This window comes from Nonomuraea cypriaca, from assembly GCF_015645445.1.
GTDB lineage: Bacteria > Actinomycetota > Actinomycetes > Streptosporangiales > Streptosporangiaceae > Nonomuraea > Nonomuraea cypriaca.
The window spans coordinates 1-17,464 of sequence record NZ_JADOGI010000217.1 but is presented as its reverse complement, the minus strand read 5'-3'; the positions used below and the strand labels follow the sequence as shown (position 1 = coordinate 17,464).

Annotated in this window: 13 protein-coding genes; 1 reads left to right on the top strand and 12 read right to left on the bottom strand. The window is 70.9% G+C overall.

Annotated elements, in window-relative coordinates; genetic code table 11:
- Positions 1-135 precede the first annotated feature (135 nt).
- Entirely contained in the window at positions 136-3,285 is a 3,150-nt protein-coding gene (gene ileS / locus ITP53_RS44130) for an isoleucine--tRNA ligase (RefSeq protein ID WP_195901448.1), read from the top strand.
- A gap of 158 nt (positions 3,286-3,443) precedes the next feature.
- Here ileS and ITP53_RS44125 read toward each other — a convergent pair whose 3' ends face one another.
- From ITP53_RS44125 to mraY, 12 genes are all read right to left on the bottom strand, one after another.
- Positions 3,444-5,612, bottom strand: coding sequence for a tripartite tricarboxylate transporter TctB family protein (locus ITP53_RS44125; protein WP_195901447.1), 2,169 nt, complete (start codon positions 5,610-5,612; stop codon positions 3,444-3,446).
- Between the two features lie 41 nt (positions 5,613-5,653).
- Complete coding sequence (locus ITP53_RS44120) at positions 5,654-6,532, bottom strand: DivIVA domain-containing protein (RefSeq protein WP_195901446.1); 879 nt, start codon at positions 6,530-6,532, stop codon at positions 5,654-5,656.
- A gap of 106 nt (positions 6,533-6,638) precedes the next feature.
- Positions 6,639-6,926 carry a YggT family protein gene (locus tag ITP53_RS44115; protein ID WP_138717522.1) on the bottom strand — a complete coding sequence of 96 codons (288 nt, stop codon included), beginning with the start codon at positions 6,924-6,926 and terminating at the stop codon, positions 6,639-6,641.
- An 80-nt stretch (positions 6,927-7,006) separates the two neighbouring features.
- Positions 7,007-7,507, bottom strand: a complete 501-nt coding sequence (locus ITP53_RS44110; protein WP_195901445.1) for a cell division protein SepF — start codon at positions 7,505-7,507, stop codon at positions 7,007-7,009.
- A 137-nt stretch (positions 7,508-7,644) separates the two neighbouring features.
- Positions 7,645-8,343 carry a YggS family pyridoxal phosphate-dependent enzyme gene (locus tag ITP53_RS44105; protein WP_195901444.1) on the bottom strand — a complete coding sequence of 233 codons (699 nt, stop codon included), beginning with the start codon at positions 8,341-8,343 and terminating at the stop codon, positions 7,645-7,647.
- A gap of 209 nt (positions 8,344-8,552) precedes the next feature.
- Positions 8,553-10,004, bottom strand: a complete 1,452-nt coding sequence (gene ftsZ, locus ITP53_RS44100) for a cell division protein FtsZ (protein ID WP_195901443.1) — start codon at positions 10,002-10,004, stop codon at positions 8,553-8,555.
- Between the two features lie 336 nt (positions 10,005-10,340).
- Complete coding sequence (locus ITP53_RS44095) at positions 10,341-11,015, bottom strand: cell division protein FtsQ/DivIB (protein WP_195901442.1); 675 nt, start codon at positions 11,013-11,015, stop codon at positions 10,341-10,343.
- A 91-nt stretch (positions 11,016-11,106) separates the two neighbouring features.
- Positions 11,107-12,504, bottom strand: a complete 1,398-nt coding sequence (murC, locus tag ITP53_RS44090) for a UDP-N-acetylmuramate--L-alanine ligase (protein ID WP_195901441.1) — start codon at positions 12,502-12,504, stop codon at positions 11,107-11,109.
- Positions 12,501-13,577, bottom strand: a complete 1,077-nt coding sequence (gene murG, locus ITP53_RS44085; protein ID WP_195901440.1) for an undecaprenyldiphospho-muramoylpentapeptide beta-N-acetylglucosaminyltransferase — start codon at positions 13,575-13,577, stop codon at positions 12,501-12,503. Before murG ends, murC begins: the two co-directional genes overlap by 4 nt.
- Positions 13,578-13,589: 12 nt before the next feature.
- Positions 13,590-14,867 (bottom strand): putative lipid II flippase FtsW, encoded by a 1,278-nt coding sequence (gene ftsW, locus ITP53_RS44080; protein WP_195901439.1) that lies wholly within the window; start codon positions 14,865-14,867, stop codon positions 13,590-13,592.
- Positions 14,851-16,227, bottom strand: a complete 1,377-nt coding sequence (gene murD, locus ITP53_RS44075; protein WP_195901438.1) for a UDP-N-acetylmuramoyl-L-alanine--D-glutamate ligase — start codon at positions 16,225-16,227, stop codon at positions 14,851-14,853. Before murD ends, ftsW begins: the two co-directional genes overlap by 17 nt.
- Positions 16,224-17,294 (bottom strand): phospho-N-acetylmuramoyl-pentapeptide-transferase, encoded by a 1,071-nt coding sequence (mraY, locus tag ITP53_RS44070; protein WP_195901437.1) that lies wholly within the window; start codon positions 17,292-17,294, stop codon positions 16,224-16,226. Before mraY ends, murD begins: the two co-directional genes overlap by 4 nt.
- Positions 17,295-17,464 lie beyond the last annotated feature (170 nt).

The window sequence follows — 17,464 nt, the reverse complement described above, 5'->3', positions numbered from 1 at the left end:
TCCATGCCCTTACCGGGGGCATGCGGGGGCGAAGCCCCCGCAGGGTGGGTCAAGAAGGGTGGTACCGCGGAGCCGCACGGCTTCGTCCCTTCACGCAAGCCAGCCGGCCGATCAAGCGTGGAGGTCCCGCCCGAAATGTCTTCCCCATCGTTCCGCTCTCTTCCCGCGCAGGTCGACCTGCCCGCGCTCGAGCGCAAGGTCCTCGACCGCTGGCGGGACGGGAAGATCTTCGAGCGCTCGGTCGAGCAGAACACCGGCAATCCCTCCTGGGTCTTCTACGAGGGCCCGCCCACGGCCAACGGCCTGCCCGGCGTCCACCACGTCGAGGCGCGGGTGTTCAAGGACCTGTTCCCGCGCTACAAGTCGATGCGCGGTTTCAGCGTTCCGCGTAAGGCCGGATGGGACTGCCACGGCCTGCCGGTCGAGGTCGGCGTGGAGCGCGAGCTCGGCCTGTCCGGCAAGAAGGACATCGAGACGTACGGCATCGCCGAGTTCAACGCCAAGTGCCGTGAGTCCGTTTTGCGGCACGTGGACGCGTTCGAGCAGATGACCGAGCGGATGGGCTACTGGATCGACCTGTCGCAGGCGTACCGGACGATGGACCCCGGCTACATCGAGTCGGTGTGGTGGTCGCTGAAGGTCGTCTTCGACAAGGGGCTGCTGTTCCGCGACTTCCGGATCACGCCCTACTGCCCGCGCTGCGGCACCGGCCTGTCCGACCACGAGCTGGGCCAGCCCGGCGGCTACGAGACCGTCTCCAGCCCGTCGGTCTACGTCCGCATGCCCGTGACCTCCGGGCCGCTGGCCGAGCTGGGCGCGTCCCTGCTGGTCTGGACGACGACGCCGTGGACGCTGGTCTCGAACACGGCGGTCGCCGTGCACCCGGACGTGACGTACGTCGCGGCCCGCACCCCGGACGGCGAGGTCCTGGTGGTTGCCGAGCCGCTGCTCTCCGTCCTCGGGGAAGAGGTGACGGAGGTGGCCCGCTTCACCGGGCGCGACCTCGAGCGCACCACCTACACGCGGCCGTTCGACCTGGTGGACATCCCGGACGCGCACTACGTCGTGCTCGGCGACTACGTCACCGTCGAGGACGGCACCGGCCTGGTCCACCAGGCTCCCGCGTTCGGCGCCGACGACCTGGCCGTCATCAAGCGCTACGACATGCCCATCGTCAACCCGATCGGCCCCGACGGCCGCTTCCTCGACGACGTGCCCATGGTCGGCGGCCGGTTCTTCAAGGACGCCGACGAGGAGCTGACCGACGATCTGCGCGCCCGCGGGCTGCTGTTCCGCGGCGGCCACTTCGAGCACAGCTACCCGCACTGCTGGCGCTGCCACACGCCGCTGCTCTACTACGCGCTCCCGTCCTGGTACATCCGCACCACCGCGGTCAAGGACGAGATGCTGGCCGAGAACGCCACCACCAACTGGTACCCGGACACGATCAAGTGGGGCCGGTTCGGCGAGTGGCTGCGCAACAACGTCGACTGGTCGCTGTCGCGCTCGCGCTACTGGGGCACACCACTGCCGCTGTGGGTGTGCTCGGCGGACGAGTCCCACGTGACGTGCGTCGGCTCGCTGGCGGAGCTGGGCGAGCTGGCCGGCCAGGACGTCTCCGCCCTCGACCCGCACCGCCCGTACGTCGACGACGTGACCTTCGGCTGCCCCTCCTGCGGCGCCCCGGCCCAGCGTGTGCCCGACGTCATCGACGCCTGGTACGACTCCGGCTCCATGCCGTTCGCCCAGTGGGGCGAGCGCGGCAAGCCGGAGGGCGTCTACCCGGCGCAGTTCATCTGCGAGGCGACCGACCAGACACGCGGCTGGTTCTACTCGCTGATGGCCGTCGGCACGCTCGTCTTCGGCCGGTCCTCCTACGAGAACGTCCTGTGCCTCGGCCTCATCCTGGCCGAGGACGGCCGCAAGATGAGCAAGCACCTCGGCAACATCCTGGAGCCGATCCCGCTGATGGACCAGCACGGGGCCGACGCGCTGCGCTGGTTCATGGCCTGCTCGGGCTCGCCCTGGGCGGCTCGCCGGGTGGGGCACAACACGCTGGAGGAGATCGTCCGCAAGGTCCTGCTGACGCTCTGGAACACCTCGTCGTTCTTCACCCTCTACGCCAACGCCGAGTCCTGGTCGCCGGCCGCCCTCGCGGACGCCACGCCGCCGGCCGAGCGCCCGCTGCTCGACCGCTGGGCGCTGGCCGAGCTCCACCGCACGGTCGCCGAGGTCACGGCCGCCCTCGAGGAATACGACACCCAGCGCGCGGGCCGCCGCCTGGCCGACTTCCTCGACGACCTCTCCAACTGGTACGTACGCCGCTCCCGCCGCCGGTTCTGGCAGGGCTCGCAGGACGCGTTCGCGACCCTGTACGAGTGCCTGGAGACCGTGGTCAGGCTGATGGCTCCCGTCACGCCGTTCATCACCGACTACCTCTGGGACGTCCTCCGCGCGCCCGGCGCGCCGTCCTCGGTGCACCTGACCGCCTGGCCCGAGGTGCGCGAGGACCTGCTGAACCCGGCGTTGTCCGACCAGATGGCCCTGGTGCGGCGGCTGGTGGAGCTGGGCCGCTCGGCCCGCGCCTCTTCGGGCGTCAAGACCCGCCAGCCGCTCGCCCGCGCCCTGGTGGGCGCCCACGGCTGGCCCTCGCTGCCCGGGGAGCTGCGTGGCCTGGTGGCGGACGAGCTGAACGTCCAGAAGCTCGAGGACATGTCCGGATTCAGCGCCGACCTCGTGTCCTACTCCGTCAAGCCCAACTTCCGGGCTCTGGGCAAGCGCTTCGGCTCCCAGACCAAGCTGGTGGCCGCCGCCGTGACCGCCGCCGACCCCACCCGCGTGGCCCGCGCCCTGCGAGGGGGCTCGACGGTCATGGTGGAGGCGGACGAGCTGGGCGAGCTCATGCTCGGCCCGGACGAGGTGATCGTCACCGAGCAGCCCCGCTCGGGCTGGGCCGTCGAATCCGGCGCCATCGGCACGGGCATGGGTGAGACGGTGGCCCTGGACCTGGAGCTCACGGACGACCTCCGCCGCTCGGGCCTGCTGCGCGAGGTCATCCGCCTGGTCCAGGAGGCCCGCAAGTCGACCGGCCTGTCCATCACCGACCGGATCGCCCTGCGGTGGACCACCTCCTCCCCGGACCTGGCGGCAGCGCTGCGTTCGCCCGAGGCCCGGCTGCTGGCGGAAGAGGTCCTGGCGACGACGGTCGAGGAAGGCACACGGGACGACCTCCCGTCCCACACGGACGAAGACCTGTCCCTGACCTTCCAACTCCACCGCGCCTGACACCCCCGTGGGGCGGCACCCTCAGGACCGCCGCCCCACACCTGCCGGAGGGCCCCTTGAGCGTCTCCAGCCGTCCGCGACGGTCCTCGAACACAGAAACGGCCCCCAGCGTACGTGTAGGGGGCCGTCGTGGTGTCGGGGGCCGTCGTGGTGAGGTCTCAGGCGACCGTCTCGCGGTCGTGCTGGCAGACCGAGCAGCTCGTCAACCCGGCCGCTTCGGCCGCGGCGATCGTCATCGTCTCCACACCCGTCTCACCGGCGCCTCTGATCAACGGGCATTCGGTGCTGTGGTAACGGCGGGTGCCGACGATGACCTTCACCGTGCCGGAACGTTCGCCCTTGGACACGGTCTCCGGGTGCTTGGCGCTGTCTCCGGTCTTCTGCGGCTCCGGGGTCGCGGCCTTGGGTCCCGAGGACTGCGGCTTCGCGGGCGTAGTGGAGGGCTGCGGCTTCGCGGGCGTACCGGAAGACTGCGGCTTGGCAGGCGTACCCGAAGGCTGCGGTCTGGCGGGCGTAGCGGAGGGTTGCGGTCTGGATGGTGCCGGCGACGGCACGGCCTTGGTGGTCGAGACCGGCGCGCCCGTCCCCGGAGCGGCGGCCTTCGACGTGTCGCCCTTGGCCCCGGTGCGCGGGCTCTCCCCCTTGGACCCTGTACGAGGAACCTCACCCGTGGAACCAGCACCCGGGGTCTCCCCCTTGGATCCAGCACCAGGCACGTCGCCCTTGGAGCCGGTCCCAGGGCCTTCGCTCTTGGAAACGGTGCCAGGGCCTTCACCCTTGGAGCCCGTACCCGGCACGCCGGGCTTCTGACCCGTGCTCGGCGCAGTGGGCTTCGCGCCAGAACCAGGCGCACCGGGCATAGGACCCGCACCGGCGACGGCGGGCTTCGCCCCTGTTCCGGGCACCCCGGGCTTGCTCCCCGTGCCACCGGCCCCAGCCGGTGCGCCGGGCTTCGCGGGGGCGCCGGACTTGCTCCCTGTACCACTGGCTTCGGCCACGGCCGGTGTGGCGGGCTTGGCCGGACTCGTGGTGGAAGGTCGTTCTTCCGGGGACCTGCCGGGAGCGCCGGGCCCGGTGGGCATCGGCCCCTTGGGCTTGGCTTGCGACTCGGCCGAGGACGCGGGCCGTTCCGGCACCGCCAGCCTCTGCCCGGCCGGCATGGGCGTCCTGGCCGCTGCGGACGGTCGCTGGGACGCCCCGGCAACCCCCGGACGGACAGGCGCCCCGGACGCGGTCACACGAGGTTGCGGAGCCGTCTCGGGCCCCGAGGAGTCATCCTCGTCCGACGCGCCACCGGACCGCGCGGGCCCACTCCCGGATCGGGTGGACTCGTCGCCGGGACGCGCGGCCTGACCGGGGCGCGCGGGCTCGCCGGCAGTCTGAGACGTCTTACCGGCAGGCTGGGAGGTCTTACCAGAAGTCTGTGAAGTCTCGCCGGTGGGCGAGCTCTTGCCGGCCGGCGAAGCGGGGCGGCCCGCTGAAGGCGTGGCCGGCGCGCCGGAGGGCTGCGACTCGGCCTTGAGCGCGTGCGGCGTGGGCCGGAAGAGTGAAGTCTGTGTCTCCGCCTGCTCGTCATCCCCAACGGAGGGAGCGGCGGCGGAGTCCGGAGCGGAGGGGCGGCCGAACCACCCGGTCGCGCCTTCCTCGTGGGCGGCGGCGGGCTCCGGGCTGGGGGTGGAAGCCTTGGTGTCCGGCTTCGGCGGGGCGACCAGCGATCGTAGGTCGCGGGTCTCCGCGGAGTTCTCTGCCCGGCTCTCGGTCGCGGCGAAAGCCTGGCCGGGGGCGGGCTCGGGATCGGCGGCAGGCGGCAACTGCCGTCCGCCGAGCGCGGCGTCAGGAAGGCACGTCGTGCAGGGCGTGAAGCCCTCCTCGCGTGCCTCCTCGTAGGTCAGCTCCTCATGATCCCGGCCGTTCAACTGCCGGCAGCCGGGCACGTGGTAGCGCTTGCGTCCGGGGATCACCAGCACGAGAGCATCCGGCGAGATGCTGCTCGCCGCGGGTCGGCGCGGGGCCGTGGCCGCGGAAACGGTCATCGGCCGCTGCGGACGCGCCCGAGGCGGCGGGGGTGGCTGGTGAGCGACGGGACCGGTCTGGTTGTACGGCAAGCCGGGCGGCATGAGCCCTGCCGGAGGGGTGGCCGGCGCAGCGGCCTGCCCACCACCGGGGAACAACTCGTGACGCCGCAAAAACGCCCCGATCACCAGGAACAGCGCGGACAGCACGCTGACCACGATGGACCACATGATCAGGAACGGCGTCGCCAGTACGAAGCCCGCGATCAGCAACACGACCGCCGCGAGCACCAAACCAGCACTGATAAGGATCACAGAGGGCTCTTTCGAGTGACAGGTCCTAGTGACCCGTTACTTTACCGGCGGTCGTTGTGCGGACCGTCACCGCCGGGGAAAGCGCCCTGCGGGGCCTCGCCGCCGAACGGGTTGGGACCACCGGGCAGAGGCTGCTGGCCACCCTGAGGCACGGCGTGCGACATGGCGGGAGCCTGACCCTGCGGACCACCGGACATGACCGGGAACCCACCGCTGTTCTCGGCGGAGACGTTGAGCTCGGCGAGCTGGTTCTCCAGGTAGAGCTTGAGGCGGCTGCGGTATTCGCGTTCGAAGCTGCGCAGCTCCTCGACCTTGCGCTCGAGCTCGTCGCGGGTCTGCACCAGCGAGCCCATCGCCTGGCGGTGGCGCTCCTGCGCGTCGCGCTCCAGCGTCTCGGCGCGGGCCCGGGCGTCGCCGATGACCTGCTCGGCCTGGCGGCGGGCCTTGGTGAGGATCTCGTCGGCCTCGCGCCTGGCACGCGTCACCGTCTCGTCCGCCTCCCGGCGGGCGTCGGAGATCGCCTGGTCGGCGGTCTGCTGAGCGAGCGCGAGAACGCGGGCCGCGGTGTCCATGTTGTCCTCGGCGGGAGGCATGTTCATGGCCACGGGGACCGGCTGCTGCTGCACCGGCTGCGGCTCGGGGGCGCGCATGGGCTCCGGCTGCTGCGGCGGCGCCATCATCTCTGGCTTGGGCTGCTCCTGGACCGGGGCCGAGGCCATGGGCATGTTCATGCCGCCCGGCACCTTCCCGCGCAGGCACTCGGCCAGCTTGGCGCGGAGCTCCTCATTCTCTTGGATCAGGCGGTCGAGCTCAGCTTCCACCTCGTCGAGGAAGGCGTCGACCTCTTCCTCGTCGTAGCCCGGCCGCAGCCGGGTGGTACTGAACTGCTTGTTCCGCACATCAGCGGGCGTCAGCGGCATTTTTTGGTCTCCTTGGCGCGCTTTGGAGTCTGTCCGGAGGGACGGTAACCCGAATCACTTCAGCGCGGACACGAGTTGGATCACGACCGGCACGGCACCGGCCCGGTCATCGAAGCGCTCCCGCGATCTGAATCAAGATCAGCACGACGATGAACAGGACAGTGAAGCTTAGGTCAAAGGCCACCGTACCCAACCGGAGCGGAGGAATGAAACGGCGGAGGAACTTCAGGGGTGGGTCTGTTGCGGTGTACGTGGCCTCGGCCAGCACCAGGACGACGCCGGAAGGCCGCCACTGACGGGCGAACGCCTGCACCGTCTCGAAGATCATCCTGCCGATGAGCAGCACCAAATAGAGAGACAGGACTACGACCAAGATCTGACTGACGATCCCCACGGCCCGGCCGCGCCTCCATTTCCGATGTGCCCTCCCGGTCTCGGCGAGACCTGGATGGGTGCGATAGACATACAGAGACTCTAACTCTGATTGAAGAACCCGCGTTCCGCGATTCGGGCCTTGTCCTCGGCGGTCACCTCGACATTGGCAGGGGACAACAGGAACACCTTGTTCGTAACACGTTCAATGCTGCCGTGTAGGCCAAAGACCAGACCCGCCGCGAAATCAACGAGCCGCTTGGCGTCACTGTCAACCATTTCGGTCAGATTCATGATGACCGGGGTGCCGTCTCGGAAGTGCTCTCCGATGGTACGCGCCTCGTTGTACGTGCGGGGATGCAACGTCGTGATGCGGGCCAGATCGGTCGTGCGGCGCTCCAGGATGGTCGTGGCGGGCCTGGGCGCAGGCACCCCTGGTTCGGCCTCCTCGTCGCGGTCCTGGACCGCCACGGGCCGCTCCTCACCGGTTCGCGGCACCTCGTCGTCGTAGGCGTAGTCGTCAGGGTAGGTTTCGTACCTCTCGTAGCGGTCGTCCTCCACGAGACCGAGGTAGACCGCCATCTTGCGCATCGCGCCGGCCATAGCTACGTCGTCCTCCTGCTCATGGTCGCACTCGCTCGGCCCCGTCGCCGGAGCCGAGGCGGTAGGCGTACCCCCCTGGAGCTCACCGCTGATCGACCTCTACTTGGTCAGGGGCCTGGAGACCCACTGAGGGGACATTACCTGACGAAGGGCTTTCGACGACCGAGCAACGCCGTACCGACCCTGACATGTGTCGCGCCGTAGGCCACGGCCTCCGCGAGGTCCTCGCTCATCCCCGCCGAGACCATCGTGGCGCGGGGGTGCTGCTCCTGCACGCGCGTCGCCACGTCACGCAGCCTGGCGAACGCCTTGGCAGGGTCCTCGCCCAGCGGCGCCACCGCCATGACGCCGCCCAGCCACACCCCGTCGGCGAGCGCCACCTCGTCGGCGAGTTCGAGCACGTCGCCCGGCAGGGCTCCGCCCCTGCCCGGGTCGTCCTCGAGCGCGATCTGCAGCAGGCAGCCGATGTCGCGGCCCTGGCGGACCGCCTCCCTGCTGATCGCCTCCACCAGCCTGAGGCGGTCGACGGAGTGGATCACGTCGGCGTACCCGACGACGGAGCGGACCTTGTTGGTCTGCAGCTGGCCGACGAAGTGCCAGGTCAGCGGGAGTCCGGCCAGCTCACGGGCTTTGGGTGCGGCCTCCTGGTCGCGGTTCTCGCCGATGTCGCGCACGCCCAGCTCGGCCAGGATCCGCACGTCCTCGACCGGTCTGGTCTTGGTGACGGCGATCAGCGTGACCTCGCCGCGATCGCGCCCGACCGCGTGACAGGCCGCGGCGATGCGCGCGTCGACCTCGGCGAGCCCGGCCGCGATCTCGTCCTTTCTCACGTGCATCTCCCCCTCCCACCTCCACTGTGCCCGACTCACCACCACTGCGCCGATCCACGAACACTGTGCCCGGCTCACCACCACTGCGCCGATCCACGACCGCTGTGCCCGGCTCACCACCGCTTGCGACGGTCCACGAACACTGTGCCCATACGTCCGGCGCACATGACGGCGCCGCTCCCGTTTCCCTGCGGGGAGCGGCGTTGGACGACCTGCTACTTCAGGAAGTCGGGAACGTCAAGCTCCTCTTCCTGCTCCTCGAAGATCACCCGAGGACGTTTGGCGGGCTCCGACATGCGGGAGGTGATGGGCGTGGGCGGATTGGCGGGCTCGGGCGTGGGCCGGGGAATCGAGACGGGACCTGACGGCTCGTCGGCGTCGGCCTCGCCGGGGCCGGACTCGGCGGCCTGCACCGGCTCCACCGGACGCACGGGCTCCGGGCGGGGCTCGGGACGCGACTCCGGCCGGTACTCCGCGCGCGGCTCCGGACGGGACTCGGGGCGGAAGTCGGGACGCGGCTCCGGCCTGAAGTCGCCCCGAGACTCAGGACGCGGCTCGGAACGCAGCTCAGGGCGCGGCTCCGGCCGCAGCGGGGGCGGATCGGACTTCACACTGGGCGACGACATGCTCGGCCGCACAGGAGAGGACACGGGCGGGGCGGGCGGAGGGGTCGCCGCCTGGCGCGCAGGCGGGCGCGGCGGCTGCTTCTCCGCCGGCGCCGGCACGTCGTCGAAGCCCGCCGCGATCACGGTCACGCGCACCTCGTCGCCGAGCGCGTCGTCGATGACCGTGCCGAAGATGATGTTGGCGTCGGGCGCGGCCGCCATGGACACGAGCTGGGCCGCCTCGTTGATCTCGAAGAGGCCCAGGTCGGAGCCGCCCGCGATGGACAGCAGGACGCCGTGGGCGCCGTCGATGCTGGCCTCGAGCAACGGGCTGGAGACCGCCATCTCGGCCGCCGCCACCGAGCGGTCGTCGCCGCGGGCGTGGCCGATGCCCATGAGGGCCGAGCCGGCCCCGGACATGACCGACTTGACGTCGGCGAAGTCCAGGTTGATCAGACCGGGCGTGGTGATGAGGTCGGTGATGCCCTGGACACCGGAGAGCAGCACCTGGTCGGCCGCCTTGAACGCGTCGAGCACGCTCACCTGCCGGTCGGAGATCGACAGCAGCCGGTCGTTGGGGATCACGATCAGCGTGTCGACCTCGTCGCGCAGCGTCTCGATGCCCGCCTCGGCCTGCGAGGCACGGCGGCGTCCCTCAAAACTGAACGGCCTGGTCACCACACCGATCGTGAGGGCGCCGAGCGACCTGGCGATGTTGGCCACGACGGGCGCGCCGCCGGTGCCTGTGCCGCCGCCCTCGCCCGCCGTCACGAAGACCATGTCGGCCCCCTTGAGGACCTCCTCGATCTCCTCACGATGGTCCTCGGCCGCCTTGCGCCCCACGTCGGGGTTGGCACCCGCGCCCAGTCCGCGCGTGAGCTCGCGGCCCACGTCGAGTTTCACATCGGCGTCACTCATCAGCAGCGCCTGGGCGTCGGTGTTTATCGCGATGAACTCGACGCCCTTGAGTCCCTCCTCGATCATCCGGTTGACGGCGTTCACTCCGCCGCCGCCGATGCCGACGACCTTGATGACCGCGAGGTAGTTCTGCGGTGCTGCCACGACGAGGGGCCTTTCCGCTCGTTGACTTGCCATTTCGGTGCGGATTGTCTCCGCTTTTTGTTAGTTCGGGTAACTCTCAACCTCAAGTTGAGATTTAGATTTATGTCAACCTGAGGATTGATACGGACAGTAGGAGTTACGCTCCAGGCGGGTCAACTAACCGCGCCGCAAGCACGTCCGGCGTGTCGCGGGCTGTCCGTTTCGCTCCGCAGTCACGCCTGGTCGGGGCCCTCCTCTGCCCGGCGTCCGTCTTAAAGGCTCTCACGCCGTGACCCCCGCCTCGCACAGGCTCGGCGATGCTCTTGCCCCGTAGTTGCCAGACCCTGACACTCTTGATCACTTCAGGGTCACCACGTCCGGGGAACTGACGTCATAGAGAGTGGCTTTCTCGCGTTTGAGCAGCGAGGTGATGAGGCGGCCTTTCTCCTCGGCGCGGTCGGGGCCGCCCCAGAGGACGGTGCGCCCGTCGGACAGCTCCAGGGTCACGCCCTCGGCCGTTCCCGCGCGCACCTGCCGGACCTTGGGCGCCACCGTGTCCGGAACCGCCTGGATGACCTGGAGTGCGGCCATCATGGCGGGGTCGCCGGCGGCCGGGTGGTCGACCTTGAGCAACGGCAGCAAAGGCGGCGCCGCGGACCTGAACTCGATCACCACGCCCTTGCCGTCGACGATCGCCACCCTGCCTCCTGGCTCCCCCGTCGCAATGGCCGCGACGGGCTCGCGCTCGACCACCTCGATCCTGAGCGTGCCCGGCCAGATCCGGTCCACCTTGGCGGTGGCGAGCTGTCTGATGCCGAGGACGCGGCCCTCGACGTCGGCGAGGTTGACGGTGGCGAGGGGATGGAGGTCGGCCACCCCGGCCTGCTGTTCGATCCGCTCGCTCGGCACTGTGAGATTTCCCACGATGTCGATCGAGCGCACGCCCAGCACGGGCGAGAAGAACACCAGCCAGGCGGCCGTACCCACTACTCCGGCCGTGAGCAGCACCAGGAACGCCGTGCGCGCCTTCATCACCCTCCTGCATGCCGGCCCGAGATGTCGGCACCGAACCTACGCCGCCGCGCGGCGGAACACCGCGCGCCACGCCCAACCGGCGGGGCGTTCAGGACAGACGGGCCACGATCTGCGGGCCGAGCTCCGTGACGTCCCCGGCGCCCATGGTGAGCACGATGTCGCCGGGCCGCGCCCGCTCGGCCACCAGCGCGGGCACCGCGGCCCGGTCCGGCGCGTACGCGACCCGCTCAGGCGGCAGCGGCACCCGCCCGGCCACCAGCGCGCCGGACACCCCGGGCTCGGGGTCCTCGCGGGCGCCGTAGACGTCGAGCACGATGGCCTCGTCTGCCAGCCCCAGCGCCGCCCCGAACTCGTCGGCGAAGAACCGGGTGCGCGAGTAGAGGTGCGGCTGGAAGATCGCGATGACCCGCCCGGTGCCGGAGTAGGAGGCGACCACGTCGCGCGCGGCCCGCAGGTCGGCGGTCAGCTCGGTCGGGTGGTGCGCGTAGCTGTCGAACACCGCGACGCCACCGGCCTCGCCCTTGGCCTCGAAGCGCCGCTTGGCCCCCGTGAAGGCCCCCAGCCCCACTCTGATCTCCTCGAACGGCAGTCCCAGCTCGTCGGCCACGGCGATCACCGCGGCGGCGTTGAGCGCGTTGTGCGCCCCGGGAACGGCCAGGCGTACGTCGCCCTTGCCGTCGATGGCGAACACCGTGCCGAAACCGTCGGGCCTGACCTCGCGTACGCGGTAGTCGGCGCCCTCCAGGCCGTACGTCTTGACCCGCAGCCCCCGCTCGCGCGCCTTGCCGGCCAGCTCTGCCGCGCCCGGGTCGTCGGCGCAGGCGATGAGCAGCGAGCCGATCCGGTCGGCGAACCTGGCGAAGCTGTCGTGCACCGCCCGCGGGTCGCCGTAGTTGTCGAGGTGGTCGGCCTCGACGTTGGTCACCACGGCGATGTCGGGCGCGAGCATGAGGAACGAGCCGTCGCTCTCGTCGGCCTCGGCCACGAACACCCGGCCCTGGCCGTCGTCGGCGCCGAGCCCGGTGGTGACGAGCTGGCCGCCCACGCAGTAGGACGGGTCGGCCCCGCACTTCTGCAGCGCCACGGTCAGCATCGAGGTGGTGGTGGTCTTGCCGTGGGTGCCCGCGATGGCCACGGCGGTGCGCCCGGCCATGACCGAGGCCAGCGCGGCGGCCCGCGGGATGATCCGCAGCCCCTGCTTGAGCGCCTCGCCCAGCTCGGGGTTGGAGTCGCGGATGGCCGTCGAGACGACCACGGTGTCGACGTCCCTGATGTGCGAGGCGGCGTGGCCGATGTGCACGGTCGCGCCGAGCTCGCGCAACTCGGTGACCAGCTCGGAGCTGCGCGCGTCGCTGCCCGACACCCGCACGCCGCGCTTGAGCAGGATGCGGGCTATGCCGGACATGCCCGAGCCACCGATGCCGATGAAGTGCACCCGGCCCAGTTCTTCGACGGTGACGGAATCGACCAGCTTGACGAGACTCATCGGGCTATCTCCAACACTTTCCTGGCAAGCATGACATCTGCGTCCTTCCGCCCCAGCCTGGAGGCGGCCTCCGACATGACGGCGACCCGCTCCGGGTCGTGGAGGATGGGCAGCACGTTGTGAATGATCCAATCAGGTGACAGCTCGGCGTCGTCGGCCAGGAGGCCGCCGCCGCCCCGGGCGATGCGCTCGGCGTTGATGCGCTGCTCGCCGTTGCCGTGCGGCAGCGGGACGTAAGCGGCCGGCAGGCCCACCGCGGTCAGCTCGGCGCACGTCAGCGCTCCGCTCCGGCACAGGGCCAGGTCGGCGGCCGCGTACGCGAGGTCCATGCGGTCGACGTAGGGCAGCAGCACGTATTGCGGGTCGCCAGGCGGGGGCTCGCGGTCGACGGTGTTCTTCGGGCCGAGCACGTGGAGCACCTGCACGCCGGCCCGGCGCAGCGCGGGCGCCGCGGCGAGCGCCGCCTGGTTGAGCGACCTGGCCCCCTGCGAGCCGCCGAACACCAGCAACGTCGGCCGGTCGGTCTGCAGCCCGAACCACGAGCGCGCCTTGTCGCCCATCGACAGCCGGTCGAGCGAGACGATCTCGCGGCGCAGCGGCGTGCCGATGTACTCGGCCTTGGGCAGCGCGGCGCCGGGAAAACCGGTGAACACGTGGTCGGTGAGCCGCGCGCCCAGCCGGTTGGCCAGTCCGGGCCGGGGATTGGCCTCGTGTACGACGATCGGCAGCCCGCGCCGCTTGGCCGCCAGGTAGGCGGGCGTCGCCACGTAGCCGCCGAACCCGACGAGGATGTCGGCCCTGACCCGGTCGAGTATGCCGGCCGTGGCGTTGATCGCCCCGGCGAGCCTGCCGGGCACGGTGAGCAGGCTCGGAGTGATCGCCCTGGGCAGCGGCACGGCCGGCACCAGCTCCAGCTCATAGCCCCTGGCGGGCACGAGCCGCGTCTCCAGTCCGCGCTCCGTGCCCACGCAGGTGATGCCGATGCCCTGGTCAAGATGGCGCAGCGCGTCCGCAAGGGCGAGCGCGGGCTCGATGTGCCCGGCCGTCCCCCCACCGGCGAGGACCACCCTCATCTCGGTCACTCCCTAACGTGTCACTCGGCCTCTGGTCGTGCCCCCCAGGCCAAGCCAGCTTAGGGCCCGGGCGGCCGGTCCGGGGCCACGAGCGGCCAAGGCCTCCCGCGCGCCGGGTTCGCGTTTCGCGAACGACAACAGCATGCCGAGCGCCGCGAGCGTGGGAAGCAGCGAGGATCCGCCGTACGAGACCAGCGGCAGCGGGATGCCGGTGATCGGCAGGACGCTCAGCACGGCGCCCATGTTGACGGTCGCCTGCCCGACGATCCAGGCCACCATGGCGGCGGCCGCCAGCCTGACGAAGGCGTCGTTGACCCGGATGGCGACCCGCAGCCCCGCGTAGCCGAGCAGCCCGAACAGCGCCACCACCATGAGCGTGCCCATCAGCCCGAGCTCCTCGCCGAGGATGGCGAAGATGAAGTCGCTCTCGCCGTGCGGCAGCCAGCTCCACTTCTGCCTGCTGCTCCCGAGCCCGAGCCCGAACCAGCCGCCTGAGCCCATGGCGATCTGCCCCTGCACGGCCTGGTAGCCGTCGCCCTGCGCGTCGGCCCACGGATCGAGGAACGCCCCGATGCGCGCCATCCGGTACGGCTCCACCCTGATCATGATGACCGCGGCCAGCACCGCCAGCGACAGGATCCCGCCGAACAGCTTCACCGGCGCGCCCACCACCCACAGCAGCGCCAGGAAGATCATGAACAGCACCAGCGTGGTGCCGAGGTCGCGGCCCAGCATGACGAGGACGGCCAGGATCGCGGTGCCGGGCATGAGCGGGATCAGCAACTGCCGCCACTCGATCCGCCCCTGGCGGGCCCGCCTGGCCAGCAGGTCGGCCCCCCACAACACGAGCCCGAGCTTGGCCGGCTCGGACGGCTGGACGGTGAAGTCGCCGATGTAGATCCACCGCTGCGCGCCCAGCTCGACGGAGCCGACGAACAGCACCATGATCAGCGCCAGGATCGACAGCGCCATCAGCGGGTAGCCGGCCCAGCGGAAGAACTTCACCGGCAGCCGCGAGCACGCCCACATCAGCGGCACGCCGACCGCGGCCGACAACGACTGCTTGATGAACCACGAGAACGGGCTGCCGGTCTTCAGCAGCGCCTCGATGCTGGAGGCGGACAGGACCATCATGAGCCCGAGCGCCAGCAGCAGCGCGCTGCACATGATGATCAGGTAGTAGGTGGTCAGCGGCCTGTCGAGCAGCTCCTTCAGCGCGGCGAGCTGCTCGCGGACCCCGCTGCCCGGCGCTTCGGCCGCCCCCGCCCGCTCCTCAGTGCCCGCGCTCACGTCGTGCTCTCAGCTCGCGTACGGCATGAGCGAAGGCCTCCCCCCGCGCCGGATAGCCGGCGAACATGTCCAGGGAGGCCCCCGCCGGGGAGAGCAGCACGGTGTCCCCTGGCGAGGCCAGCCGGGCGGCTTCGGTGACGACTCGGTCCATCGCACCAGTCTCCCGATCCGCGATGTCCACGAGGGGGACATTCGGTGCGTGTCGCGCAATGGCTTCGGCGATCCTGCCGCGATCGGCGCCCAGGAGCACCGCGCCGCGCAGCCGGGGGGCCGCCTGGCGTACGAGGTCGTCGACGTCCGCGCCCTTGAGCTGCCCGCCCGCCACCCACACGATCGACGTGTACGACGTCAGCGCCGCCGCGGCGGCGTGCGGGTTGGTCGCCTTGGAGTCGTCGACGTAGTCCACCTCGCCGATCCGGTCGACGTGGAACAGCCGGTGCGGGTCGGGCACGAAGTCCCGCAGCCCCTGGCGTACGGCCTCCGCGGGCACGCCGAACGAGCGGGCCAGGGCGGCCGCGGCCAGGGCGTTGGCCACGTTGTGCGGTGCGAAGGGCCGGATGTCCGCCAGCGTCGCCAGCTCCTCGGCCGCGTCCACCGGGTCGGCCACGAACGCCCGGTCGACCAGCAGGTCCTCGACCACGCCGAGCTGCCCGCCCCTGGGCACGCGCAGGGTGAACCCGACGGCGCCGGGGTAGGGCGCGGCCAGCCTGGTGGCCGCGGGGTCGTCGGCATTGAAGATCACGGTGCCGGCGCGCTCGTAGACGCGGGCCTTGGCGGCGGCGTACTCGGGAAGGGAGCCGTGCCAGTCGAGGTGGTCGGGCGCGATGTTCAGGATGGCCGCGGAGTGCGGAGCCAGCGTGCTGGACCAGTGGAGCTGGAAGCTGGACAGCTCGACGGCCAGCACGTCGTACGGCTCGGCGACGGCGCGTACGACGGGGACGCCGACGTTCCCCACGGCCAGGGCCTTGCGACCGGCGGCGAGCAGCATCGAGGTGAGCATGCGCACGGCGGTGGTCTTGCCGTTCGTGCCGGTCAGCGCCAGCCACGGGGCCGCCTGCGCGGGCCGCAGCCGCCAGGCCAGCTCCACCTCGCCCACGACCTCCACACCGGCGTCGCGCGCGGCGGCGATCAGCGGGTGATGCGGCGCCCAGCCCGTGGTGACGAGCCGGGTGGCCCCTTCAGGCACCGCCATCTCCCCGAACCTGGTCTCGACGCCGAGGCCGGACAGCTCGGTCGCGGCGGCGAGTTGCCGCTCGCCCGCCGCGGCCTCCACGACCACGACGCGCTCGCCGCGCTCGGCCAGCACCCTCGCCACGGCGGTGCCGGACACGCCGAGCCCGGCGACACAGGTGAGGCTCATGACGGTCCCGGCATCCACTCGACGTAGAACAGCCCGAGGCCGAGCGCCGCGCAGAGCATCGCGATCAGCCAGAAGCGGACCACGATCGTGGTCTCCGCCCAGCCCTTCAGCTCGAAGTGGTGCTGCAGCGGCGCCATCCTGAACACCCGTTTCCCGGTCATCTTGAAGAACCCGACCTGGATGATGACCGACAGTGTGATGATCACACACAGGCCGGCGAGGATGATCAGCAGGAGCTGGGTACGGGTGGCGATGGCGAGGCCGGCCAGCACGCCGCCCAGGGCCAGCGACCCGGTGTCGCCCATGAAGATCTTGGCAGGCGGCGCGTTCCACCACAGGAACCCGATCAGCGCCCCCAGCACGGCGGCGGCCACCACGGCGAGGTCGAGCGGATCTCGTACCCAGTAGCAGTTGGGGCCGAGCTGGTCGATGCAGTTGTTGCGCAGTTGCCAGTTGCCGATCAGCACGTACGCGGCGAGCACGGCGCCGGTCGCGCCGCTGGCCAGTCCGTCGAGGCCGTCGGTGAGGTTCACCGCGTTGGAGAACCCGACGATCATGATGAGCACCCAGATGGTGAACCCGACGATGCCGATCGACGGGCCGATGTCCCGCAGGAACGACACCCGGGGCTCGGCGGGGGTGATGCCGTAGACGTTCGGCTGGCGGACCACGAGGAACGCGAAGACCGCGCCGACGACGAGCTGGCCGAGCGCCTTGGCGCCGCTGCGCAGGCCCAGGCTGCGCTGCTTGTAGATTTTGATGAAGTCGTCGAGGAACCCGACCGCGCCGAGCCCCGTCATCAGGAACAGCACCAGCATGCCCGACACGGTCGGCGGTTCGAACCTGGCCAGGTGCGAGGCTCCGTAGGCGAAGAGCGCGGCCAGCACGATCACCGTGCCGCCCATCGTGGGGGTGCCCCGCTTGCCCTGGTGGCCGGAGGACGAGGCCGCGAGTTCCTCGCGGATCTCCTGGCCGTAGCCGCGCCGCGAGAACAGCCTGATCGCCAGCGGGGTGCCCAGCATGGACAGGATCAGGCCGACCGCGCCGGCGATGATGATGTTGGTCACTGGGCGGCACCCCCGAGCACCAGCTCGGCCGTCCGCTCCAGACCCATCGCCCTCGGTCCCTTGATCAACACCGCGTCCCCCGGACGCAGCCACCGCGCCAGCTCGGCCGCCGCCGCCTCGGCATCAGGCACATGCACAATCCACGTAGAGTACGCCACCCCACCGGTGGC